The 24,197-nt window shown below is 45.9% G+C and carries 22 protein-coding genes; 3 read left to right on the forward strand and 19 right to left on the reverse strand.

Translation table 11 applies throughout. From position 1 onward, the window contains the following. Positions 1–23 precede the first annotated feature (23 nt). From J3U64_RS04725 to mraZ, 13 genes are all read right to left on the reverse strand, one after another. On the reverse strand, positions 24–803 hold the full coding sequence (locus J3U64_RS04725) for a cell division protein FtsQ/DivIB (RefSeq protein ID WP_267408482.1): 780 nt from the start codon (positions 801–803) through the stop codon (positions 24–26). Further along, complete coding sequence (locus tag J3U64_RS04730; protein WP_267408483.1) at positions 787–1,698, reverse strand: D-alanine--D-alanine ligase; 912 nt, start codon at positions 1,696–1,698, stop codon at positions 787–789. The genes J3U64_RS04725 and J3U64_RS04730 overlap by 17 nt, the downstream gene beginning before the upstream one ends. A gap of 66 nt (positions 1,699–1,764) precedes the next feature. Next, entirely contained in the window at positions 1,765–3,165 is a 1,401-nt protein-coding gene (murC, locus tag J3U64_RS04735; protein WP_267408570.1) for a UDP-N-acetylmuramate--L-alanine ligase, read from the reverse strand. Between the two features lie 77 nt (positions 3,166–3,242). Continuing rightward, positions 3,243–4,310: an undecaprenyldiphospho-muramoylpentapeptide beta-N-acetylglucosaminyltransferase gene (murG, locus tag J3U64_RS04740; RefSeq protein WP_267408484.1), complete on the reverse strand. Its 1,068-nt coding sequence runs from the start codon at positions 4,308–4,310 to the stop codon at positions 3,243–3,245. Between the two features lie 36 nt (positions 4,311–4,346). Beyond that, positions 4,347–5,501, reverse strand: a complete 1,155-nt coding sequence (ftsW, locus tag J3U64_RS04745; protein WP_100140387.1) for a putative lipid II flippase FtsW — start codon at positions 5,499–5,501, stop codon at positions 4,347–4,349. Further along, complete coding sequence (murD, locus tag J3U64_RS04750) at positions 5,498–6,847, reverse strand: UDP-N-acetylmuramoyl-L-alanine--D-glutamate ligase (RefSeq protein ID WP_267408485.1); 1,350 nt, start codon at positions 6,845–6,847, stop codon at positions 5,498–5,500. The genes ftsW and murD overlap by 4 nt, the downstream gene beginning before the upstream one ends. Positions 6,848–6,911: 64 nt before the next feature. Next, positions 6,912–7,997 (reverse strand): phospho-N-acetylmuramoyl-pentapeptide-transferase, encoded by a 1,086-nt coding sequence (gene mraY, locus J3U64_RS04755; RefSeq protein ID WP_100140389.1) that lies wholly within the window; start codon positions 7,995–7,997, stop codon positions 6,912–6,914. 137 nt (positions 7,998–8,134) lie between these two features. Beyond that, on the reverse strand, positions 8,135–9,493 hold the full coding sequence (locus tag J3U64_RS04760) for a UDP-N-acetylmuramoyl-tripeptide--D-alanyl-D-alanine ligase (protein ID WP_267408486.1): 1,359 nt from the start codon (positions 9,491–9,493) through the stop codon (positions 8,135–8,137). Positions 9,494–9,513: 20 nt separating this feature from the next. Next, the gene (locus tag J3U64_RS04765; protein WP_267408487.1) at positions 9,514–10,995 is read right to left on the reverse strand and encodes a UDP-N-acetylmuramoyl-L-alanyl-D-glutamate--2,6-diaminopimelate ligase; all 1,482 of its coding nucleotides are present in this window, start codon (positions 10,993–10,995) and stop codon (positions 9,514–9,516) included. A 70-nt stretch (positions 10,996–11,065) separates the two neighbouring features. Beyond that, complete coding sequence (locus tag J3U64_RS04770; RefSeq protein ID WP_267408488.1) at positions 11,066–12,808, reverse strand: peptidoglycan D,D-transpeptidase FtsI family protein; 1,743 nt, start codon at positions 12,806–12,808, stop codon at positions 11,066–11,068. Positions 12,809–12,880: 72 nt separating this feature from the next. After that, positions 12,881–13,153, reverse strand: a complete 273-nt coding sequence (ftsL, locus tag J3U64_RS04775; RefSeq protein WP_100140393.1) for a cell division protein FtsL — start codon at positions 13,151–13,153, stop codon at positions 12,881–12,883. 26 nt (positions 13,154–13,179) lie between these two features. Then, positions 13,180–14,121: a 16S rRNA (cytosine(1402)-N(4))-methyltransferase RsmH gene (gene rsmH, locus J3U64_RS04780; RefSeq protein WP_267408489.1), complete on the reverse strand. Its 942-nt coding sequence runs from the start codon at positions 14,119–14,121 to the stop codon at positions 13,180–13,182. Then, on the reverse strand, positions 14,118–14,573 hold the full coding sequence (gene mraZ / locus J3U64_RS04785) for a division/cell wall cluster transcriptional repressor MraZ (RefSeq protein WP_037404983.1): 456 nt from the start codon (positions 14,571–14,573) through the stop codon (positions 14,118–14,120). The genes rsmH and mraZ overlap by 4 nt, the downstream gene beginning before the upstream one ends. 286 nt (positions 14,574–14,859) lie before the next feature. Here mraZ and J3U64_RS04790 point away from each other — a divergent pair, with 286 nt between their 5' ends. Continuing rightward, complete coding sequence (locus J3U64_RS04790) at positions 14,860–16,011, forward strand: class I SAM-dependent methyltransferase (RefSeq protein ID WP_267408490.1); 1,152 nt, start codon at positions 14,860–14,862, stop codon at positions 16,009–16,011. 238 nt (positions 16,012–16,249) lie between these two features. Further along, the gene (locus tag J3U64_RS04795) at positions 16,250–17,287 is read left to right on the forward strand and encodes an oxidoreductase (protein ID WP_267408491.1); all 1,038 of its coding nucleotides are present in this window, start codon (positions 16,250–16,252) and stop codon (positions 17,285–17,287) included. 67 nt (positions 17,288–17,354) lie between these two features. Here J3U64_RS04795 and ybaK read toward each other — a convergent pair whose 3' ends face one another. After that, complete coding sequence (gene ybaK, locus J3U64_RS04800) at positions 17,355–17,843, reverse strand: Cys-tRNA(Pro) deacylase (RefSeq protein ID WP_267404235.1); 489 nt, start codon at positions 17,841–17,843, stop codon at positions 17,355–17,357. A 73-nt stretch (positions 17,844–17,916) separates the two neighbouring features. On the opposite strand from ybaK, the gene J3U64_RS04805 reads away from it, so the two are divergent. Continuing rightward, complete coding sequence (locus J3U64_RS04805; RefSeq protein ID WP_267404234.1) at positions 17,917–18,267, forward strand: RidA family protein; 351 nt, start codon at positions 17,917–17,919, stop codon at positions 18,265–18,267. A 62-nt stretch (positions 18,268–18,329) separates the two neighbouring features. On the opposite strand, the gene argJ is transcribed toward J3U64_RS04805, so the two are convergent. From argJ to ubiB, 5 genes are all read right to left on the reverse strand, one after another. Further along, the gene (gene argJ / locus J3U64_RS04810) at positions 18,330–19,547 is read right to left on the reverse strand and encodes a bifunctional glutamate N-acetyltransferase/amino-acid acetyltransferase ArgJ (protein WP_267404233.1); all 1,218 of its coding nucleotides are present in this window, start codon (positions 19,545–19,547) and stop codon (positions 18,330–18,332) included. A gap of 63 nt (positions 19,548–19,610) precedes the next feature. Beyond that, positions 19,611–20,369: a CDP-diacylglycerol--serine O-phosphatidyltransferase gene (pssA, locus tag J3U64_RS04815; protein WP_100140537.1), complete on the reverse strand. Its 759-nt coding sequence runs from the start codon at positions 20,367–20,369 to the stop codon at positions 19,611–19,613. Positions 20,370–20,373: 4 nt separating this feature from the next. Further along, positions 20,374–21,597, reverse strand: coding sequence for a GTPase HflX (gene hflX, locus J3U64_RS04820; RefSeq protein ID WP_267408492.1), 1,224 nt, complete (start codon positions 21,595–21,597; stop codon positions 20,374–20,376). 73 nt (positions 21,598–21,670) lie between these two features. After that, entirely contained in the window at positions 21,671–22,450 is a 780-nt protein-coding gene (locus J3U64_RS04825) for a phosphatidylserine decarboxylase (RefSeq protein WP_267408493.1), read from the reverse strand. A 162-nt stretch (positions 22,451–22,612) separates the two neighbouring features. Next, positions 22,613–24,142, reverse strand: a complete 1,530-nt coding sequence (gene ubiB, locus J3U64_RS04830; RefSeq protein ID WP_267408494.1) for a ubiquinone biosynthesis regulatory protein kinase UbiB — start codon at positions 24,140–24,142, stop codon at positions 22,613–22,615. Positions 24,143–24,197 lie beyond the last annotated feature (55 nt).

The following is a 24,197-nucleotide window of genomic DNA, read 5'->3' on the forward strand; positions in this document are numbered from 1 at the left end:
AATTATCAATCGGTCTGTCCGGATCAATCCAACTGTGCTTCCTGCTGATCCATTGTTGCAGCATCTTCTGAAAGATTAACGTCAGCAGAAGCTGATACAGCTTTGTTTTTATAACGTATTGCAAAACCATCTGGATAGCGCAAATCCACATAGTCAATAGCAGCGGCCTGATTGTGCAATACCTGAGGCCATGCCCAGACAAAATGCGACAGACGCTGCTCTACTTTTTCCCGCCCCAGTCGCAGTGTCATACCATTAGTCAGTTTCAACTGCCAGGCAGAACGGTCACTCAGCTGTAATTGCTGAATATGCAAGCCGGTTGGTTGTAGCAAACTTTCGAATGTTAGCAAATGTACAGTCATGTAGCGAGCGGAACTGTTGGTTCCAGTAAATAATGGCAACTGTTGCTGACTGGTTGCAGTAAATATTTGTCCATCGTTGTCCACCAGTTGCTGAGCATTCCAACGTGCCATAGGTACCCGCTCTTTAATCTCCAGCTGTACAGTATCAGGCCATATCCGCTTTACCTGAACTTTGGCGACCCATGGCAGTTTAGCTAAAGCCGCCTGTGCAGCACTAACATTCACGGTAAAAATATTACCACGCAAATACTGCTTACTGATTTCTTCAATTTCGGAAGACTGCAAATTTTTCAACGGCTGTAACACTTTTATTTGCCGTACCGGAAAGTAAGGTGAGTGAACCAGCCACGTTCCGCCTGCACCAAGCAGACAGAACAATACACAAACATATAACCAGCGATAAAGCCGTTTTAAGGCCTGCGCATTATCCCAAAGTCGCATGACTTAAAATTTCAACACACAAATCTTCAAAACTCAAGCCAATTTCACGTGCCGCTTTAGGCACCAGACTGTGACCTGTCATGCCTGGCACAGTATTGACTTCCAGAATATAAATCGTTCCGTCTGCATCACGGAGAAAATCTACTCTTCCCCAGCCGCGCCCCCCCAGAGCTTTAAATGCCCGGGCTGTCAGATCCCGCATGTGCTGCTCATCTGGGGGTGTCAGATCTGCGGGACATAAATAAACGGTATCATCACGGTGGTATTTGGCCTCATAATCATAAAAGTCAGTTGCCGGAAGAATACGTATACTGGGCAACACCTTCTCACCCAAAATAGCACAGGTATATTCTCCACCCTCAATAGCACGTTCTGCCAGAATTTCACCGTGATATTGTTTAAGCTCCTGATAAGCCTTAGCCAGTTCACCCGTCTGTCTGATTTTCATCACACCTACACTACTGCCTTCGGCTGCCGGTTTAACAAACAGAGGCAAACCCAGTTTTGCTTCTACATCAGCAAAATCACTATCGTCATGTAATACAATAAAGGGTACACAGGGTAAACCAACACCCTGCCAGATAAGACGGCTGCGAAATTTGTCCATACCTATAGCACTAGCAGCTACGCCACAACCCGTATAAGGTATACCCAAGGCTTCTAGTGCGCCTTGCACCACACCGTCTTCCCCAAAGGAACCATGCAAAATATTGAAAGCATATTTAAACTTTTCACTGACCAAGTCAGACAAGGGTCGCTCAGCTGGGTCAAAAGCATGTGCATCCACACATCGGCTTTTGAGCGCTGTTAAAATTGCCGCGCCACTGGCCAGTGACACCTCACGTTCACTGGAGAAGCCACCCATCAGTACGGCGACTTTACCAAAATTATTCATTACTTTATTATTTCCTGTATTTCTTTCAATTATTACTATTTTTGCACAAGATATAGATTGCCATACCTAAATAGCTGCGGCCATTTCTGTAATCATGGCTGGTACTTTATTGATACTACCAGCACCCATATTGAGCAAAACATCACCATCTTGCAACACATTTAATAAAGTGGGTGCCATTTCATCCACGTTTGCTACATAAATCGGTTCAACTTTGCCTAAAACCCGAATAGCTCGCATTAATGCTTTACTGTCTGCGGCCACAATTGGATCCTCACCTGCTGCGTATACTTCCGTTAACACTACGCCATCAGCTTTAGTCAGTACCTGTACAAAATCTTCAAAAAGGTCACGGGTTCGGGTATAGCGATGCGGCTGAAAAGCCACTACCAGCCGGCGGTCTGGATAGGCACCACGCGCCGCAGCAATAGTAGCAGACATTTCCACCGGATGATGTCCATAATCATCAATAAGTAATGCTTTACCGCCATCCGGCAAAGAAATATCACCGTATTGCTGAAAACGGCGACCAACACCGGCAAAGCTTTCTAGCCCAATCTGTATTGCGGAAACAGAAACACCGATTTCCAGTGCTACACCGATTACAGCAAGTGCATTTAAAACATTATGCTGTCCCGGCATATTGACCGTTACACTGAATGGATTAACACCTTTTTTGCGCGTATGAACATCAAAACGCATCTGCGCACCGCAGGCTTCTATATTGCTAGCATATAAATCGGCACTGTCATCCAGTCCGTAAGTAACAAAGGGTTTCTGAATCAGCGGCAATATCTGACGCACATGTTCACTGTCAATACATAAGAAGGCTTTGCCGTAAAATGGCATTCGATGCACAAAGTCAACAAAGGCCTGATGCAGTTTTTCAACATCATGGTCATAAGTATCCATGTGATCAGTATCTATATTGGTCACAACTGTGAATAGAGGAGTCAGATATAGAAAAGATGCGTCGGATTCATCAGCTTCAGCAACAATATATTCCCCTTTACCCAGCTTGGCATTGCTGCCGGCAGCAGTTAAGCGTCCGCCGATAACGAAAGTCGGATCCAGTCCGGCAGCAGCGAGCACAGAAGCAGTTAGGCTTGTAGTTGTGGTTTTTCCATGTGTACCGGCAATCGCAATACCCCGTCCGAAACGCATGATTTCAGCCAACATCATGGCACGAGGAATAACCGGAATTTTTTGTTCCAGTGCAGCCACCACTTCCGGATTGTCTTTCTTTACCGCGGTTGAGGTCACAACCACATCAGCACCACAAATATTATCTGCACTATGACCACAGCTAATCTGTACGCCGATAGCACGCAAATGTTGAGTAGCGGCATTATCAGCTAAATCAGAACCACTAATCTGATAGCCTTCATTATGTAAAACTTCAGCAATACCGCACATACCCGTACCACCGATACCCACAAAATGTATGTGACGGATACGGTCTTTCATATTTTCTTTCATACTATATTTACTTTTCCGGCCGGCTCAGGCTATACAACATATTCCGGCCATTCTTTAATTATTGTTCAAAGCACACTAGCCACTGCCGCCGCTGCGACTTTAGCCGCACTATCCGGCTGAGCCAATGCCCGAGCTTTCTCTGCCATCTGCAAACATTGTTCGCGTGACAAATCAGCCAGTACCGTTTGCAGGGACTGAGCATTTAGGCTAGTTTGAGGCATTAGCACGGCCGCGCCATCCTTAACCATATACTGTGCATTAGCAGTCTGATGGTCGTCAACGGCATGCGGATAAGGCACCAAAATCGCGCCTAAGCCAGCAGCGGTTAGTTCAGCTATAGTCAGTGCACCAGCACGGCATATCACTAGATCAGCTTCACGGTATGCAGAAACCATATCGGTGATAAATTCCACACATTCTGCTTTAACACCACACTCAGCATATTGATGCTGTAACTGTGTTAATTTATTGCGTCCAGACTGATGCAGCAGATTCGGACGCTGCGATTCCGGCAATAAAGCCATAGCCTGGGGCACAACTTTATTTAATATATCGGCTCCCAGACTACCGCCCACCACCAAAATATTCAGCACGCCCTGCCTACCAGCAAAGCGTTGTGCTGGAGGGGTTAATGCTGCAATATCTGCTCGAACAGGATTACCCACCAGCCCGTTTTGGTTGGTAAAAACCTGAGGGAATGCATACATTACCTGACTGGCAAAATGAGACAGCACTTTATTAGATAAACCGGCAATAGCATTTTGCTCATGTACAATCAACGGCAAGCCGCATAATCTGGCAGCGATGCCGCCGGGAAAAGAGACAAATCCCCCAAAACCGATAACTGCATCAACATTGTACCGAAGGATAATTCTCCGTGCGGCAGCAATGGTTTTTACTAAAGTAAACGGCAACAGTAATTTTCGTTTTATTCCGTTACCACGAATGCCTTTAATAGAGAGAGTTTCTAACGGAATATTGTATTGCGGTACCAGACGCGTTTCCATTGCACCTTCACTACCTAGCCAGACAATACGGTGTCCCTGCGCCTGCAACTCCTGAGCAACAGCAAGTGCAGGAAATATATGCCCGCCTGTACCACCCGCCATGACCATAAAGGTTTTTGAATTCATTGAATATCCGCTTTACTCATTATGTTTGAGGATAAATTAAACTTTAAAACCACGCATGACCCGTCGGTTTTCATAATCAACTCGTAATAGCAAGCCCACGCAAATAAGAATAATCATCACCGCAGAACCGCCATAGGAAAGCAAAGGTAAAGTTAAGCCTTTAGTTGGTAGAAGTCCAATATTGACACCAATATTAAAAAAGCTCTGGATACCCAACCAAATACCAATACCTTTGGCAACAAATGAACCATAAAACAGCTCTAGATCACGTGCCTGCTTGCCAATTGAAAAAGCTCTGATCACCAACCAAATATAACAAAACATTAGTACCAGAATACCAACAAAACCGAATTCTTCTCCAATTACCGCGAGGATAAAATCGGTATGAGCTTCTGGTAAATAAAAACGTTTTTCCAAACTGGCTCCAAGCCCGACGCCAAACCAGCCACCACGACCGATGGCCATTAATGAATGGGTCAACTGATAGCCTTTACCAAGCGGATCAGCCCACGGGTCAAGAAAACCGGCCACGCGCGCCATACGGTAAGGTTCAAACAGCACCAGCAAAATCATGGCCAGCAAACCGAAACCAACAACCGCCATAAACCAACGAAAAGGTAAACCAGCCAGAAACAGCAGGCCGACAGCAATAACGGATACTACAACAAATGATCCAAAATCCGGTTCCAGCATAATCAGCCCAAGACCAAGACCGACAGGAATACCAGCAAACCAAACCTTTTTAAATTCTTTTAATATTTCCGCTCGACGGGTAAAGAAACTAGACAGATACAGAATAATAGCCAACTTGAACACTTCTGTAGGCTGAATATTGACCATACCCACATTAATCCAGCGGCGGGCACCGTTAATTTCACGCCCCATCACCAGTACCAGTATCAACAACAGAATACTGAGCAGTAATACTAGTGGTGTAAGTTTTTTCCATGTACGCAGAGGAATACGCGCGGCAATACAACCAAGCAGCCCGCCGCACAGCAGAAAAACTGCCTGACGTACTAGATAAAAATAAGTACTGCCGCCATCATGTCTGGCATAAGCAATAGAAGCCGAATACACCATAATCAGGCTAAAACTGGCCATCAGCACTACCATCCATAGCAGTGACTGGTCGAATGTATCGCCGCGGCGTAATAATTTACGGTCGAGTAAACGTGATTCGGTAATCATGCCTGGCTATCCTGCAGCTGTCGCACACTGGCAACAAATACTTCACTTCGGTGGGCATATCCTTTAAACATATCATAACTGGCACATGCTGGACTTAGTAGCACGATATCACCCGCTTTAGCCAGTGCAAAGGCACGCTGAGTAGCCTGCGGTAAATCATCACAGTATTCAACCGGATAATTTTCTCCGTCCAGAACAGACCCTAGCTGCTGTGCATCTACTCCAATAAGCAACACTGCCCGAGCCTTACCACGTAAAGCTGTTTGCAACGGCGAAAAATCCTGTCCCTTCCCTTGTCCACCCGCTATCAACACGATTGGTTTATCCAGCCCAAACAATGCCGCACAAGTTGCACCGACATTGGTTCCCTTTGAATCATCAATAAATGTGACACCATTGAGTTCAGCCACCTTTTCAACCCGATGCGGCAAACCCTTGAAAGCACCAACATGGTGCAGCAGTTGCGCTCGCGATAATCCTATGGCTTCACATAAAGCAAACGCAGCCAGCACATTGGAAGCGTTATGTTTGCCTTGCAGAGGTAGTGCATCAAAGGATAGTAAAGCTTCATTACCAGCAGAGAGAGCACCTTGATTCAGCCAGTAGTCGGTATTTTTTTGTAAAGAAAACCATTTCACATTATGTTCGTGCCGCAGCATGGCACAACAGAATGTGTCGTCGGCATTCAATACCTGCATGGCGTGACCACGAAAAATCCGGTCTTTACTGTGTGCATAATCAAGTAAATCATCATAGCGATTCAAATGATCTTCAGACACATTCAGCACTGTAGCCACAGTGGCATTGAGACAAGGAGTGGTTTCCAGCTGAAAACTGGAAAGTTCCAGCACCCACACATCGGCGGTTTTGCCGTCGCGTGCTAGATAAGCTTCAAGAACCGGTGTGCCTATATTGCCTGCAACGACGGTATCCAGACCACACTTTTCACATAAAAATCCTACCAGACTGGTAGTGGTGGTTTTGCCATTTGATCCGGTAATTGCAATTACTTTGCTACCGCTACCAGCCAGTAGTTCAGCTAAAATAGCTACATCGCCAACTACTTGCCCACCGGCACGTTTAAAAGCAACAATTGCTGTATCACGTTGGCTTATACCTGGGCTTAACGCCAGCACATCAAAATGATGCTGATTCAACACTGCCGCCAATTCACCTGTATGAATGTCAACCTGATAATGATTGAGAACTGACTGACGCGTTGCTTCATCCAGCTGCATATCATATGCGGACACTTTAGCGCCAGCTTGAGTCAAAAATGCCAGCATTGAAACACCGGTACGTCCCAACCCTGCAACCAAAACTTTTTTATTACGCCAGTCAGTCATGGCTTAGTCCTACATTTATTTTTCAGTTACACATTCAAGGCCTGAAACTAATATTTTAAGGCCATTATCGTATTTTCAGAGAAGAAAGTCCCACCAGCACCAAAATCATGGTGATAATCCAGAAACGTACCACTACCTGCGTCTCTTTCCAGCCTTTCTGCTCAAAATGATGGTGAATCGGTGCCATCAGAAAAATACGTTTACGCCGTAATTTATATGAACCTACCTGTAGCATCACTGACAAAGCTTCTACAACAAATAAGCCGCCCATAATCACCAGCACAATTTCCTGACGCACTATCACCGCTATCGTACCCAAGGCGGCACCCAGAGCCAATGCACCGACATCACCCATAAATACCTGTGCTGGATAAGCATTAAACCATAGGAAACCCAGACACGAACCACAAATGGCTGCACCAAATATCATGACTTCATTGGCGCCGGGCACATGAGGCAACTGCAAATAATGTGCAAATTCTGCATGTCCACTCACATAGGCAAAAATAGACAAGCCCGCAGCCACCAGCACTACTGGAAAAGCCGCCAACCCATCCAAACCATCCGTCAAATTAACCGCATTGGATGTGCCAACAATCACAAAGTAAGTCAGCACCACAAAGCCTATACCACCTAAAGGATAAGCAATTTCCTTGAAAAACGGCACAATAAACGTAGTTGTTGAACTTAAATGCGCAGCATAAAACAGCACCACTCCAGCAATTAGCGCTACGGTAGATTGCCATATCATCTTGAATTTAGCCGATACACCATGCGGGTCTTTGTAAACGACCTTTTTCCAGTCATCATAAAAGCCCAGCGCTCCGGTACTGAGCATCACTAGCAACAGCACCCAAATATAAGGATTAGCCAGATTGGCCCATAATAATGTTGTAACCGTAATTGCCAATAAAATCAGCGTTCCGCCCATTGTGGGAGTACCGCTTTTAATTAGATGGGTTTTGGGTCCATCATCTCGAACGGCCTGTCCGACCTTGAGTTGAGTTAATTTGCGGATCATCCATGGTCCAAATGCAAGACTTAGTCCCATAGACGTAAGCGCAGCCATTACAGCACGGAAAGTAGTGTATTGAAATAAATGAAAACCACTTATCCAATAATGAAAAAGTTCAGCTAACCACAAAAGCATGGTTGTTTTTCCTTGCCACAGCTCAGGCCATGACGGTTAATCAAATAATCACTGCTGACGGAAATAATTGTTCCGACAACCTAAACCGGTAACGAAAGCATCAAACAATCAAACCGGCAATCAATGGTTACCGCATTTTATTCTTGCGTTAAAGCCGCAACCACATCTTCCATGTGCATAAAACGTGAACCTTTCACCAGAATAGTCGCCGTTTGCTGATCCCAGGCGCGTAAATCCTCAATCAGCCGGTTTCTGTCCTGATAAAACGCTTCTTTAGCGCCATAAGCTTCGGCAGCATATTGGCTGTTATCACCGATAAAAAACGCAGCCTCAATACCTCGTTCACGCATGTAGGCACCAACTTCAGCATGCAAAGCAGGAGCATTATTGCCAAGCTCACCGATGGCACCCATAACAATGACCCGTGGTGCCGGAAAAGCTGCCAGTACATCAATCGCAGCCTTGAATGCATCAGGATTGGCATTATAAGTGTCATCAATAACCAGCGCACCATTCAAACTGTGCTTCTGCTGCAAGCGGCCTTTGGCGTTTTGAAATGCATTCAGTCCATGCAAAGCTGACAAAGGTAAACCAGCAGCCAGCGCCATCGCGCAGGCTGCTACCGCATTGTGTACCATATGCAATCCGGGCACGGGTATATTTATATGAGTCTCACCTTGCAGGCTGTGCAGGTCAAAAGCAATGCCTAATGGCTGCAAAACAATATTTTCAGCATGCACATCACCCAGCTTTGTACCAAAGCGAACACATCTTTTACCATGCAAAGCTTTGATATAAAGCTCAGACTGTCCGTCATCAGTCGGAACAAAGCCAATCCCATTAGCATTTAAACCTTGGTAGATTTCACTTTTAGCACATGCGATATCGGCCACATCTGCAAAACCGCAGCCAATGTGAGCACGCAAAGCATTATTAACCAGAGCAAAATCTGGACGCGCCAAACCAGTTAAATAACTCAGTTCGCCGGCATGATTCATGCCCATCTCAATTACGGCGTAGCGATGCTGCGGTTTTAATTGCAGCAATGTTAATGGCAACCCTATGTGGTTATTAAAATTACCAGCAGTTGCCAAAATCGCATCTTTACCCGCGTGGCAACGCAGAATAGTAGCCAGCATTTCCTTTACAGTAGTTTTGCCAGCCGAACCAGTCACACCGAAAACCTGCAATTGCGGATTAACAACCATACGCCATGCATGAGCCAGCTGGCCTAAAGCCTGTTGTGTATCGGCAACCACTAAACAACGTGCATTAGTCTTCCAGTCAGAGCAGCTGACAATGCACAACGCTGCTCCTTTTGCCAGCACTTCATCAATAAAATCATGGCCATCAAAGTGTTCTCCCTGAATAGCCACAAACACATCACCCTGCTGAATCAGGCGGCTATCGATAATCACCCTATTTACCGGCTGGTTATGGCTCGGTAATACCTGTCCAAAAGTTTGATAAATAAAATTTAGATCTAAATTCGACATGTTATTTCAATATATGCATTTCAGCAGCCACGCTGCTGTAAGGCTGCCTGCGCTACTTCAAAATCAGAAAAATGATGCTTGTGGCCACCGATATCCTGATAGGTTTCATGCCCCTTACCAGCAATCAGTACAATATCGCCTATGGCAGCATGCTTTACTGCATAATCAATTGCCTTGCAACGGTCGATTTCCACCAATGCCGGTTCAGCCACTGCCGGTAAAATATCATTGATAATCGCCTCTGGATTTTCTGTACGCGGATTATCACTGGTTACCACCACATAATCTGCTCCTGCTGCTGCAGCCGCTCCCATTAGTGGTCTTTTACCTGCGTCACGGTCGCCGCCACAGCCGAATACACACCATAAATGTGAACCTGCCGGTTTAATTTCTTGTAAGGTAGCCAATGCCTTTTCCAACGCATCTGGCGTATGTGCATAATCCACCACTACTAATGGCTGTTTATCGCCCATCAAGCAATCCATTCGTCCGGTAGCTGGCCGAATATGCGGCCAGACCGCCAGTACATCTGCGAAAGCAAAACCGTTGGCACACAATACCCCGACACAGGCTGCCAGATTCTGTGCATTGAAACGCCCGAGTAAATGGGTATGCACAAGACCTTCTCCCCATGGGGTGCTTAATTGTACTTGCATACCATTAGCTGAGGCCTGAAAGTGAGCAATGTGAATATCTGCTTGTGCATGAAAACCATAAGCCAGTACAGTTAACTGCGAACAATCACGATGCAATTGCTGCCATAACTGAAAGCCGAATTCATCATCAATATTAATAATGGCGTGTTTTAGACCCTGCCAGTAGAAAAGTGAAGTTTTACAAGCACCGTAATTCTGCATGCTATGATGATAATCAAGATGATCACGGGTTAGATTAGTAAAGACAGCGCTGGTAAAAGGCACACCCACTACACGATCTTGATCCAAGCCATGACTGGATACTTCCATGGCCACTGCAGAGGCATTTTCTTGAACAAAGCGGCGCAACCAAGTCTGATTGGTTACCGCGTCCATGGTAGTATTGACAGTATCATGTAGCTGCAGCCAATACCCATTGCCTACCGTACCCATAATGGCGCATTTCTTACCCAGAATATCTGATGCCTGCGCCAGCCATTGGGATACCGAGGTTTTACCATTGGTACCGGTCACCCCCCAAATAGCTAGTTTGCTGCCCGGATTATCATAGCAGGCAGCTGCTACCAGACCGGCACGCTGGTGTAAATTTGCTACCGGCTCGTTTTTTACTTTCCAGCTTTCCTGCCACTGAAAATGGCCATCATCATCCCAGAAAACAAATTCGGCCCCATTATCGATAGCAGACTGAATAAAATCACGACCATCGGAATACTCTCCCTGACAGGCCACAAACACATCGCCTAGCTGAACCTGTCGACTGTCCGCACGCAAGTTTCTTCCTGCAACTATCGCGTGTGTTTCAGCCGATAAATGATACTCAGGCAAAGGCTTTTTCAGGGAAAACATAATACTGCCGTTTCAAATATTTTTATTTATAAATAGAAAACAATCTGTGATGACACAGATTGTCTAAAGATTAATGTTTTTCAGTGTGCACACTTGTATTAACTGGTCTTGTGGGTGAAACACCAAGCACATTCAATGTACCTACCATCACATCATGGAATACCGGACCGGAAACCGGGCCACCATAATAGCCATTGGCAGTAGGATTCTGGATATTCACCGCTACGATTACTCGCGGATTATCTGCCGGTGCAAAACCAATGAATGTAGCCATGTGCTTGGAATCTGAGTAATGACCATCAACAAGCATACGTGCAGTACCAGTTTTAGCTGCAACATCATAGCCGTCAATCGCACCTTGCAGGCCGGTACCACCTGGTTGGGTAACGGCAATCATCATATGCCGTACTTCCTGCGCCGTTTTCGGCTGGATGATGCGCTCACCCTGCGGTGCTTTGTCCAGTTTCAGAAAACTTACCGGCAATAGTACACCATCATTAGTAAATATGGTGTATGCACGTGCCAACTGGAGCAAACTCATCTGAATGCCGTATCCAAAAGACATGGTTGCCTGCTCAATAGGGCGCCAGCTATGCCAGTCACGCACGACCCCTGGTGTTTCACCGGGAAAACCAGAATGCATGCGATGGCCAAAACCGATAGAAGTATACATGTTGTACATTTCTTCCGGCGTAAACATAGCAGAAATTTTACTTGTACCTACATTAGACGACTTCTGAATAATGCCGCGGACATCTAGGTAAGGGTAATTATGTGTATCCCGCACTGTGGCCGGACCAATTTTATACGGTAGAGTATTGAAACCGCTGCTAGGTCTGATTTTACCGCTGTCCAGCCCTTTAGCAATGGTAAACGGTTTCATCGCACTACCCGGCTCAATCATATCGGTTACCGCACGGTTACGGCGGGCATCACTCTCTGTGGCTCCAGGGTTATTAGGGTCATATCCCGGTGAATTTACCAGTGCAAGAATTTCCCCTGTTTTACCATCCAGTACCACTACCGAACCCGCTGAAGCTTGATGGAATTGCATTGCTTTATTTAAAGACTCATAAGCAATAGACTGAATACGCTGATCAACGGACAGTACCATATTGGTACCATTTCTGGGCGGCTGGTTACGTGGTGAATCTAGACTGTCAACTATGTTGCCTTTGTTATCGCGTAATACCACTTTAGCACCGTCTACACCGTGCAGAACACTTTCGCGGGACAGCTCCAAGCCTTCCTGTCCTTTGCCGTCAATATTAGTGAAACCAATAATATGGGAAAAAATCGGCCCCATAGGATAATGACGCTTACTTTCATGTTGAAATGCCAGGCCTTTTATATTAAGCGCAGCAACTTTTTCGGCAACTTCTGGTGGCAGCTGACGTTTCAGATAGATAAAGTCTTTATTACGGCTGAGACGGCTTTTAATCGTTGCCAATGGCACATCTATCAAAGCTGACAATTGCTGTAGTTGCGCATCGGTCGGCATCTGCTCCATGGCTGAAGGCACTGCATACAAAGAATCAGCCGGCGCACTGATAGCCAGTGCCGCGCCATTACGGTCAGTAATTGTGCCGCGTGTGGCTACCAATGGCAGAGTACGCACAAATCTCTGGTCACCTTGTTCTTTTAAAAATTCGTGTTTTTCAGTCTGTAAATACACACCGCGTCCGATTAGCATGGCGAAGGCCACAGCCAGAGCACCCAGCACCAATACTATTCTTCCGTTCGTGGTCACAGGTTTTACCTGCTGCACTTCGCGGGTCAGCATGCGTGGCTTATAATCGTTTTTAATTAACATAGTAGTTTGTTCCACTGCTGGATAGTGCTGCCGGTTAGCAGCGTTTCCATTAATCTGTAACCTTTTATTTCATCATTTAACAGGCCGCGGAGCAGCCAGCATCCGTGTCTCGGCCAATGATGGTGAATGCAGATTCTGGCGTGCTGAAGCGTCCTGAATCAGCTGATGATTGGATAGCCGCGCCTGTGCCAATTTCAGCCGGCTGAAATCTTCATTTAAAAGACTCTCCCCTTTTTGAGCCTTATCCAACGCTATAAAAAACTGGCGCGAACGATCTTGTACTGTTACAACAGCAAAAGCTGAAGCCAGTACTAATACCAGCAAAATAATGTTGATTTTATTCATAGCCAATCAACCATAAATCTTTTCCATCAACTACGTTCTGCTACACGCAATACTGCCGAACGGGCGCGTGGATTAGCTGCAATTTCAGCAGCAGCAGGCTTCTGCGCTTTACCAATCAGACGTAGCGGAGGCTGTTCACGCTCCGCTTCCTTAAGCACAGCCCAGCGTGGCAGAGGCGCTGGCCGACTATTTTGTTGCATAAAATGTTTTACAATTCTATCTTCAAGTGAATGGAATGAAATCACTGCCAGCCTGCCACCAGTATTCAGGCGTTCCATTGCCTGTGGCAGCACCCCGCTTATTTCTTCCAGTTCACGGTTAATAAAGATGCGAATGGCCTGGAAGGTACGTGTGGCCGGATCCTGTGCGCGCTCACGAGTACGGACGACTTGTGCGACGAGACGCGCCAGCTGGCCGGTTGTGGTAATTGGCTTCTCTTCTCTCTGTGCCACAATTGCCCGTGCAATCTGGCGACTAAACCGTTCTTCACCATAATTTTTAATTACCTCGTGTATCGCCTGCTCCTCAGCCACCTCCAGCCATTCTGCAGCCGATTGCCCGCGTGTGGTATCCATGCGCATATCCAACGGTGCATCGAAGCGAAAACTAAAGCCTCTCTCTGCTTCATCAATTTGCGGGGATGAAATCCCCAAATCAAACAGCGCTCCGTTAATCTTGTTGATACCCAACTGCTTCAGTGAGCTGTTTAACGCTGAAAAGCCTTCATGTACTACCTGTACCCGATTATCCTGCTGTGCCAGCTGCCTCGCCACAGCTATTGCCTGTGGATCCTTGTCAAACACCACCAGCCTGCCATTATTTCCCAGCTGCGACAGTATCTGGCGCGAATGGCCGCCACGGCCAAAAGTTCCGTCAACATAGACACCGTTAGGTTTCACATGTAAAGCAGCAACTGCTTCATTCAGCAGCACTGTTATGTGGCCGCCATTACTCATTGATTTATTCATAATTGCAGCTGGGTCTTGCCCAGCTCTGCTGCCAGCATGTCTTCATCCATATCCAATGCGGCATTATTTTGTTCTTCCCACAGTGCCCTACCCCATACTTCGATGCGATTAGCACGACCTACAACATATACTTCACGCTCAAAATTCACCAACCGACGCAGATGCGCCGGCAACAAAACTCTGCCTGCACTATCCAGTTCCATAGTGTCTGCATTATGCAAGAGCAAATTCTGATAAGCCTGCAATACCCTGTTACCCGCCACCGGTAGCTGCAAAAGCTGCGCCTCTACACTTCGCCATGATGATTCAGGATAAAGTAATAAATGTGTGCGCTTTTCAAGCGTAGCCACCAGTACTGGAGTGAAATGACGCGCCAGCAAGTCGCGAAACTTAGCTGGTATTGCCAGTCGCCCTTTGCTGTCTATACTTAATTCATACGCGCCGCCAAACATTATTAGCTCCAGTTGAGTGATTCGGGATTATCCCCCACTTTGCCACACCTTTACACACTTATTCACACTATAAGTCAATTTTGCTTGCAGGGTCAATGCAATCAAGTCAAATTTTAGCCACTCAGAAAAACCACTATTTATTGAAAAAATCATCTAATTCAATACATTAATTAACTATTCTTCTAAACCCTAACCATTGTGCCGTTTAAGCATATTGATGCAAGACAGCACAGGCTGAAGGGAGCGTTTATAATGCTCTTCTGTTTACATATTCACCATATAACCTATGGATAATTTACCTATCCCGGATAAACTTGCTGCGGCTAACTCAGCAACACTCACTTCGTTAATTCAGCAAAAAATCAACCAGCAGGGTGGTTGGCTTTCTTTTGCTGATTACATGCAGATGGCACTGTACACACCGGCTTATGGTTATTACACCGGTGGTGCACAGAAATTTGGACAAGATGGCGATTTTATTACTGCTCCTATACTGACTCCGCTTTTTGGTCATACACTAGCACAGCAATTAAATGCATTATTGCCACAAACGGCTGGCAATATTTACGAATTTGGAGCTGGTACTGGCCAGCTAGCTACTTCTGTATTGACTGCATTAGATAGTGGACAACTTAAGCATTACTACATCATCGAACTATCAGCCGAGCTGGCCGAGCGTCAGCGCACATTTATTCAGACCCATATCCCTGATTTGGCCGATAAAGTTGTTCATTTAAGCTGTTTACCAGCACAGTTTGACGGCATTTTGCTCGGCAATGAGGTATTAGATGCCATGCCGGTACCGATATATCAGTGTGTGGGAAATCAAATAGAAGAAATGGGCGTAAGCTGGCAGGATAACCATTTGTGCTGGTCTCCTCAGCCAGTTAAAAATCTGCAGATAAAGCAACAGGTAATGGAAACATTTCCTGTCACTAGCGAAATGTATCAGTCTGAATTGCATCCGCAACAACATGCTTTTGTGTCCACACTGGCACAGAAACTGCACCGCGGCGCCATGATTTGGATAGATTATGGTTTCGATGCGGCGCAGTATTACCATCCGCAGCGACGACAAGGCACTTTAATCGGCCATTATCGCCATCACACCATCCATGATCCTTTTTATTACCCCGGTCTAACCGATCTAACTACACATGTTAATTTCACCTGCATAGCCGATGCTGGGGTAGAAAATAAGCTCGATTTAATTGGCTATACCACTCAGGCAACTTTTCTGCTGAATCTAGGTATTACCGAACTTTTAGCACAAACAGGCCTGCCGGATGAAACAGCGTATATAAAGGCAGCAGCGGCCTGTCATACCCTTCTTGATACACAAGAAATGGGCGAATTATTTAAAGTGATTGCTTTTGGAAAAAATATTGATGTTGACTGGCTGGGTTTTAGATATGGCGATCTGTGCCATAAATTATAGCAATAAATAATTTAAGCATTTTTAGCCAGTACGAATTGGAAAGATACTGTATTAGGAAAAATTTTCAATTTATATCAATAATTTAAATTATAACTCCGATAAAAAAGATACATTAATTAATAAGCTGTGATTTTTATAACTATTTATAAACTGGATTTTAACCTTATCTAAATATGGCTACAGACAAACAGTTCCAGAAAATCACGCTCATGTAGGAACTTAAAAAAAGGAAAACATAATGTCAATCTTGTTATCCCCTATTACCATTGGCCAATTGTCGCTGAAAAACCGCGTTGTTATGGCACCAATGTGCATGTATGAAGTTAAAAAAGAAGATGGCATTGTCACGCCGTTTCATTTTGCTCATTATGGGGCACGAGCCATTGCTAATGTAGGCCTGATAATGATTGAGGCCACTGCTGTACAGCCTGAAGGACGTATCACCAAACATGATTTAGGTTTGTGGGATGATAAGCAGACTGAAAAATTCACTCATTTGGTGGGTTCGTTGCATTATCTGGGCAGTAAAGTTGGTGTACAGCTGGCTCATGCCGGACGCAAAGCCGAAGACGCACTCCAGCCACTTGCACCCAGTGCTATTGCCTTTAATTCTAGCTCCAAAATTCCAAAGGCAATTACTCAGGACGAAATCAAACAAATCCGTACTGATTTTATTGCAGCAGCTAGGCGAGCACAGCAAGCCGGCGTAGATGTAATTGAAATTCATGCCGCACATGGCTATCTTATCAGTGAATTCCTTTCGCCATTGAGTAATCATCGCAGCGATGACTATGGTGGTTCTTTAGCCAATCGATATCATCTATTGCATGAAATTGTTACCGATATCCGTGCGCATTTTTCTGGTTCACTATGGGTACGTCTGTCTTTATCAGACTACGACCAAAGTGGTCAGCAAAACACAATTGCCGACTGGCAGCAAATAGGCCAGTGGTTAGAACGTGACGGCATTGATGTAATTGATGTATCTACCGGTGGCGTAATGGATTACGCTCCTGATTTACCTTTACACGGCGGCTATCAAACACCTTTTGCTACCGCTATGAAGCAAGTAGTTGGAATTCCAGTGGCAACAGTGGGCTTACTGGATAGTCCGGATTTAGCAGAATATATATTGCAAACCAAACAGGCCGACTTGATTATGGAGGGAAGGGTATTGCTCCGCAATACAAACTGGTTGGCTGATGCTGCTCAGAAACTTCACGACCACAACTTCAAGCCTTTTAATGATTCTTATCAGCGTGGACAACTGAAATAAATGTTCACTTGTAGTAGAACGCACAGGCCAGACCATTATTCGGTTTGGCCCGTATACTAATTAATATTTATTCTGTTTCTGTAGCCACGTGCACCGATTGTGGTTGCAGACAAGCCAAATACTGTGGCTGTATTTTTACAAGAAATCCGCGTTTGCCGCCATTTATATAAATCAGTGGCAAAGCATAGATACTCTCTTCGACATATATCGGTAAACCCGCCTTATTACCAAACGGACTGGTACCACCTACCAGATATCCTGTCCATTTACTGGCCTGTTGGGGGCTGGCCGGTTCGATATGTTTCATGCCGAGCTCTCGTGCCAGCTGACGTGTAGAAATATGCCGGTCACCATGCATCAGTACAATCAGTCCCTGTTTCTGCTCATTTTGCAGAACAATGGTTTTAATTACTGCATGCTCGTCCACATTAAGCGCCAAAGCAGATTGTGCTGTCCCTCCATGCTCAACGTAAGCATACTCCATTGGTTCATATGGTATCTGATGGTCGCGCAGAAAACGAATTGCAGGCGTGACTGGAAATTTACTTTTACTCATCCGTACACCGCATCCTTTCAGACCAAAATAACTGTGCTAACATCATTTATTTACCTTCATCAGGAACCTGTATATGAGTATCAAATTTTACCAGAGCGGTGACCGCCTTGCTGAAGCCACCATTGCCAATGGTCTGATATTTCTGGCCGGACAAGTACCCACGAATGAAGAAGCAGACATCACCGCCCAGACTGCCAACGTACTGGCACAGATTGACAGTATCCTTGCCGCCTGTGGCAGCGACAAACAACATATATGTGAAGCCGTGATTTACTTGAATGATTTACAGGATTATGCAGGTATGAATCAAGCGTGGGATAAATGGGTGGTCCCTGGCCACACACCGGCACGAGCCTGTGTGCAGGCCGCACTGGCCAATCCGCAATGGAAAGTAGAAATCAAAATTACTGCCGTACAAAAATAAATAAACAGCCATCAAGCTGATGTTATATCGGCTTGATGGCTAGAATATTACATACATTATATTTAACTGCGGTAATCCGCATTAATGGCCACATACTCTTTAGATAAATCACAAGTATAAATCTTCGCTTGAGCTTCACCACGAGCCAAATCAATTGTTACTGTTATTTCGTCCTGTGCCATAACTTGTTGTCCGGCTTCTTCAGTGTAGCTTGAGGCGCGCCCACCTTTTTCGGCTACCAATACATCACCTAAATACACTTTAATAGCGCTAACATCAAGGTCAGTAATACCGGCATAACCAATGGCACACAAGATACGACCAAGATTAGGATCACTGGCGTAAAAGGCTGTTTTTACCAGCGGTGAACGGGCTACTGCATAACCCACCTGACGGGCTTCAGCCTCCGTCAACGCATTACGCACATCAATAGTAATAAATTTGGATGCACCCTCACCATCACGTACGATAGCCTGCGCCAGCTCCAGTGCTACATCAGCCAGTACCGTTTTAATTGCAGCATAATCCTTGCTGGCTTCAGAGTCGATCCGACCAAGTTCAGTTTTTCCGGTAGCTACCACCACAAAACTATCATTGGTAGAAGTATCTCCATCTACCGTTATGGCATTAAAAGAAGTATTTGCTACTTCAGCCACCATCTGCTGCAACAATGGCTGAGCGATATCAGCATCGGTAAACACAAATCCCAGCATTGTAGCCATGTTCGGATGAATCATGCCCGAACCTTTGGCAATACCGGTGAAATGTACCTTATGTCCATCTATAGAGACTGTACGGCTGGCCATTTTGGGAACGGTATCGGTGGTCATAATCGCCGCTGCTGCCTGCGGCCAGTGTACAACTTTCACTTTAGGTAGTGCCGCCACGATCCTGTCTACCGGTAATGGTTCTAGAATCACGCCAGTTGAAAACGGCAGCACTTGTGCTGCTGCACAGCCAATTTGTTGAGCCACTTTTTCACAGATAAATTCAGCATCGGCCAAACCCTGCCGGCCAGTGCCTGCATTGGCATTACCCGTATTAATCACCAGCGCACGCACTCCTGTATCCGTAGCCAGATGCTGCTTAGCAATTTGTACCGGTGCAGCACAGAAACGGTTTTGAGTGAAAACAGCGCCGATGCTGTTGACGCCATTCAGTACTATCAGGGTTAAATCATCATGATCGGGCTTTTTAACACCCGCTTGTCCCACAAAGACCTGTACACCATCAATGGCTAGAACCTGCCTATCATTTGGCACGGCCAGATTAACAGCCATAGCTATCCTCCTTTATTTCGAATAAACCAGCTTATTGTTGTTCCCTTAGTAAATTATTTTTTATCACGATTCAGGCTGAATCTTGCGTTTCGTCAGTAAGCGCCAGATAAACATCACATAACCAGACAAACTATAAAGCAAGAAAAAGGCAAACAGCACCACTGATGGTTCCCACGTCACTACCAGCAATGCAATCACCGCCAGAATCATTACAAAAAAGGGTACCTTACGATAGGCATTAATTTCTTTAAACGACCAAAAAGGTATCTGCACCACCATGGATAAACCGCCAAACAAAGTAATAATCAGACATAACCAGTCCAAATGAGGCAGTCCTTGAAAAGTATGACTTACCCAAATCAGGCCAATTACTAGTGCAGCAGCCGTCGGACTAGGAATTCCGATAAACCACTTCTTGCTTACTTTACCTATCAATGTATTAAATAAAGCCAAACGCAAAGCAGCACAGGCACAATAGATAAATGCTACCGAATAGCCAATTTTACCAAAATGGAATAATTGCCATTTATAAGCAATAAGTGCTGGAGCCACACCAAAACTCACCATATCGGCCAGACTGTCTAGTTGTTCTCCAAATGCACTCTGGCTATTGGTGAGACGCGCTACCCGTCCATCCATACCGTCCAGCAGCATAGAAATAAAAACAGCAATCGCCGCAATTTCATAATGCCCATGCATAGACTGAGTAATCGCGTAAAAAGCGGCAAACAGTGCGGCTAAAGTAAACGCATTGGGCAATAGATAAATACTATTATCACGCAGGCGGCGTCGGTACGGCCGATTTGGACGGTTAGATTTCATTACATCAGCTTGTTGTGTCATATTTAGTTTTATCCTCGACAGGCTTCACCAACCCGTCCTGTTCATGATGTGGTGTATGCTTCAGACTGGCCAGTTCTATCATAGCCATACGTAAATCAGTTAGTCCGCTACCATCCTTTACCGAAATATATACAGCCTGAGGGCGCCCGCGAATGTCACGTACTATTCCCTTCGGCCGCTGCTCTGCAGCCAGTCTGTCAATTTTATTATAAATAATCAATTGTGGTATGTTTGCTGCATCAATTTCCGTCAATACAGTATTTACATCGTCGATTTGGCGTTCGAACTCAGGATGCGTTACATCCACCACATGCAGCAGCACATCAGCCAGAGCTGTTTCCTCAAGCGTTGCCGCAAATGCAGCTACCAGACCATGTGGCAAATCGCGAACAAAACCAACAGTATCCGATAAAAGCACACTGATCTGCTCATTCAGATACAAGCGACGCACCGTATTATCCAGCGTCGCAAACAACTGATCCTCTGCCACCACTTGCGCTTTACTTAGACGGTTAAATAAGCTGGACTTGCCCACATTTGTATAACCGACCAACGCAAAAAGCGGTAATTTTCCTTGATTCCGGCTTTTACGTTGCGTAGCCCGCTGCTGTCGAACTCGCTGCAACTCATGGCGCAAGCGCGTGATTTTCTGTCTAATCAGGCGTCGGTCTGTTTCCAGACGAGTTTCCCCCGGCCCGCGCAGTCCTATACCACCACGCTGACTCTGCAAATGTCCGTAACCACGTACCAGCCTGCTGGATAAATGCACCAGCTGCGCCAGCTCAACCTGCAGGCGCCCTTCTTGACTTTGTGCCCGTCGAGCAAAAATAGCCAGAATCAGACCAACGCGATCTAACACCCGACATTGCAGCAATCTTTCCAGATTACGTTCCTGTGTCGGTGTCAGAGCGTGATTAAAGACAACCAGATTAGCTTCCGTCTCAAATACCTGCTGAGCCAGTTCTTCTGCCTTGCCTTTACCTACAAACAATGCAGCATTTGCCTGCTGGCGTCTGCATGGCACCACAGCCACCAGTTTTGCTCCGGTAGCTCGTACCAACTCCTGCGCCTCATCTAGTGCTGCTTCAAAGAGACTGGTTCGGCGCTCAGCCGTAACCGGAAAATCTTTGTCCAGCAACACACCCACCAGCAGCACTCGTTCAGGTTCTAGTCGAGCAGATAAACTGGCTTTAGATAATTCTTTCATAGACTAGCGTTTGTACAACAACAGGCTGCCTGAATCCGTAAAGAACAGACAGCCTGTATAATCATTAATAACATCATTCCTGAGACAAAACATGCTGTGCTGCCGCAGCAGCCTTGGTAGTCGCATCTTTCACCATATCAGACTGTTCTTCCGTATTTTGTTCAGCACCCTGTCTTTCTGCTACATCCGAACCTTCCTCAGGTGCCGCTAACGGCAACTTAGCCAATACTGTACTGCTGGCACGAACCTTATCCCCGATGGCCACCAGCGGTGTAGCATCTTCGGGCAGATACACATCCACACGCGAACCAAAACGGATAAAACCATAACGGTCGCCACGGTGCAATAAATCATGGGCATGCACATAACACAGAATACGCCGTGCTACCAGCCCAGCCACCTGCACAAAAGTTACCGGCCTGCCTGTCTTTGTGACCGCCAGTACCGCATTACGCTCATTCTGCACACTGGCTTTATCCACTGCCGCATTCAGAAAACTACCTTTGAAATAATCAACCCGTTCTACCTTGCCATCAATCGGACTGCGATTGGAGTGAACATTAAATACATTCATAAACACACTGATTTTCAGCGCATTCACCCCTCGATACGGATCAGAGGTTTTTTTTACCACAACAATACGTCCATCCGCCGGACTCAGCACATCCTCAGGATCTGCAGGAATATCACGTGCCGGATCTCGAAAAAACTGCACCACAAATACTGTGATTACCCATAATGGCAGCGACCACCAGCCGCACCAGACAACTGTTAATATGCTCAGCACGAGACTGCCGATAATAAACGGCCAGCCTTCCTTTGCAATCAAAGGATAAGGATACATACGCGACACAAGGCTACTCCTTTACAGATAATCTACTGCGGACAGGTCGCAGCGAAAAACAAACAGAATACTTTGCTGAAATCCACACCATCAAGTCTTATAACTATAAGCAGATTTCACAATCTCAACAATATAAAAACTGCACCAACAATTAATTGAGGCGCACACAAATCACTTAAACACAAACACAGCCAGCAGAACCAACGCAATCACTGCAAGCCAGAAGTTCTGCTGCCGCTGCGTGCGCAGCAGATGAACATAAGCATCACGCCATTCCAACTGGCGCTTTTCATCCACCAACGCATTCAGCTTGCGCGGTAGCGCCGGCAGCATCTGTGCCCAATCCGGGGCTTCCTGTCGCAGCGTTTTCCACAAAGCCTTTATACCAATCTGATTATGCATCCAACGTGTCAGAAAAGGTTTAGCAGTTGCCCATAAATCTAACTCTGGATCAAGCTGCCGTCCCAAGCCCTCAATATTCAGTAAAGTCTTTTGTAGTAACACCAGTTGCGGCTGAATCTCCACATTAAAGCGGCGGCTGGTCTCAAATAAGCGCATCAGCACCATCCCAAAAGAAATCTCAGCCAGCGGCTTATTAAAAATCGGTTCACATACCGCACGTACCGCTGCTTCCAGCTCTTCCACTCTGGTGTCAGGCGGTACCCAACCGGATTCCACATGCGCTGTTGCCACACGATGATAATCCCGATTAAAAAAAGCAAGAAAATTAATCGCCAGATAGCGTTTATCGTAATCAGTCAGCGTACCGACAATACCAAAGTCCAAAGCGATGTAACGACCATCATCCGCCACCATAATATTACCCGGATGCATATCTGCATGAAAAAAGCCGTTATCAAAAACTTGAGTAAAGAAAATTTCCACACCATAACGGGCAAGCTGATGTAAATCAATATTTTTTTCACGCAACCTGTCTAAACACGCTACCGGAATACCATCCATCCACTCAATAGTTAGGACACGGCGGGCACAATAATCATAATAAACTGCAGGGATAATCAGCATCGAACTGTCAGTAAACTGGCGCCCGAGCAGACTGGCATTAGCAGCCTCGCGCATCAGATCCAACTCATCATGCAGATAATTTTGAAATTCTGCCACCACCTCTCGAGGTTTCAATCGCTTGCCATCAGCAAACAGCCACTCTACCCAGCGTGCGCCCACTGCCATTAGGGCTAAATCCTGATCAATTACTGGCGCTATGTTCGGACGTAATACTTTAACTGCCACTTTCTGGCCTACCCCACCATTAGCAGCAAACAAATTAGCCTCATGCACCTGCGCAATAGAAGCACTGGCAACTGGCTGCGGATTAAAGTGAGCATAAATAGCATCCAGTGGCTTACCCAGTTCTGCTTCAATCACCTTAATGGCCACATCACTGTCAAAAGGCGGCACTCGATCCTGCAATAATGACAGCTCACGCGCGTAATCAGCAGGTAGCAAATCCGGACGAGTTGATAAAACCTGCCCAAACTTTACAAATATTGGCCCCAGACTCTCCAGCGCCAAACGCAATCTTACCGCAGGCAACTCTTGCCGGTACTGGCGTCCGCGCGGAAACCAGCGTGCCAGTTTTTGCAACCATAACGGTCGAATATGTGGCTGCACCAAATCCAGCAAACCAAATACGTATACCGTATGAATAATTACCCATATTCGTTTAGGCCAACACCACATGCACGCAGCTCCGGTATATCCGCAGAAAACAGCTATTGTACGGGATTTTATCTTT

This window comes from Snodgrassella sp. B3800 (genome assembly GCF_026535865.1).
GTDB lineage: Bacteria > Pseudomonadota > Gammaproteobacteria > Burkholderiales > Neisseriaceae > Snodgrassella > Snodgrassella alvi_E.

Bases quoted from the DNA above. Each gene is read 5' to 3' on its own strand.
- ubiB (WP_267408494.1), bottom strand. From the start codon at position 24,142: ATGTGGTGTTGGCCTAAACGAATATGGGTAATTATTCATACGGTATAC.
- J3U64_RS04795 (WP_267408491.1), top strand. From the start codon at position 16,250: ATGTCAATCTTGTTATCCCCTATTACCATTGGCCAATTGTCGCTGAAA.
- ftsL (WP_100140393.1), bottom strand. From the start codon at position 13,153: ATGAATAAAATCAACATTATTTTGCTGGTATTAGTACTGGCTTCAGCT.
- J3U64_RS04770 (WP_267408488.1), bottom strand. From the start codon at position 12,808: ATGTTAATTAAAAACGATTATAAGCCACGCATGCTGACCCGCGAAGTG.
- murG (WP_267408484.1), bottom strand. From the start codon at position 4,310: ATGAATTCAAAAACCTTTATGGTCATGGCGGGTGGTACAGGCGGGCAT.
- hflX (WP_267408492.1), bottom strand. From the start codon at position 21,597: ATGAAAGAATTATCTAAAGCCAGTTTATCTGCTCGACTAGAACCTGAA.
- rsmH (WP_267408489.1), bottom strand. From the start codon at position 14,121: ATGAATAAATCAATGAGTAATGGCGGCCACATAACAGTGCTGCTGAAT.
- ybaK (WP_267404235.1), bottom strand. From the start codon at position 17,843: ATGAGTAAAAGTAAATTTCCAGTCACGCCTGCAATTCGTTTTCTGCGC.
- J3U64_RS04805 (WP_267404234.1), top strand. From the start codon at position 17,917: ATGAGTATCAAATTTTACCAGAGCGGTGACCGCCTTGCTGAAGCCACC.
- J3U64_RS04725 (WP_267408482.1), bottom strand. From the start codon at position 803: ATGCGACTTTGGGATAATGCGCAGGCCTTAAAACGGCTTTATCGCTGG.
- J3U64_RS04765 (WP_267408487.1), bottom strand. From the start codon at position 10,995: ATGTTTTCCCTGAAAAAGCCTTTGCCTGAGTATCATTTATCGGCTGAA.
- J3U64_RS04790 (WP_267408490.1), top strand. From the start codon at position 14,860: ATGGATAATTTACCTATCCCGGATAAACTTGCTGCGGCTAACTCAGCA.
- murD (WP_267408485.1), bottom strand. From the start codon at position 6,847: ATGACTGACTGGCGTAATAAAAAAGTTTTGGTTGCAGGGTTGGGACGT.
- mraZ (WP_037404983.1), bottom strand. From the start codon at position 14,573: ATGTTTGGCGGCGCGTATGAATTAAGTATAGACAGCAAAGGGCGACTG.
- murC (WP_267408570.1), bottom strand. From the start codon at position 3,165: ATGAAAGACCGTATCCGTCACATACATTTTGTGGGTATCGGTGGTACG.
- argJ (WP_267404233.1), bottom strand. From the start codon at position 19,547: ATGGCTGTTAATCTGGCCGTGCCAAATGATAGGCAGGTTCTAGCCATT.
- J3U64_RS04760 (WP_267408486.1), bottom strand. From the start codon at position 9,493: ATGTCGAATTTAGATCTAAATTTTATTTATCAAACTTTTGGACAGGTA.
- mraY (WP_100140389.1), bottom strand. From the start codon at position 7,997: ATGCTTTTGTGGTTAGCTGAACTTTTTCATTATTGGATAAGTGGTTTT.
- pssA (WP_100140537.1), bottom strand. From the start codon at position 20,369: ATGAAATCTAACCGTCCAAATCGGCCGTACCGACGCCGCCTGCGTGAT.
- ftsW (WP_100140387.1), bottom strand. From the start codon at position 5,501: ATGATTACCGAATCACGTTTACTCGACCGTAAATTATTACGCCGCGGC.
- J3U64_RS04730 (WP_267408483.1), bottom strand. From the start codon at position 1,698: ATGAATAATTTTGGTAAAGTCGCCGTACTGATGGGTGGCTTCTCCAGT.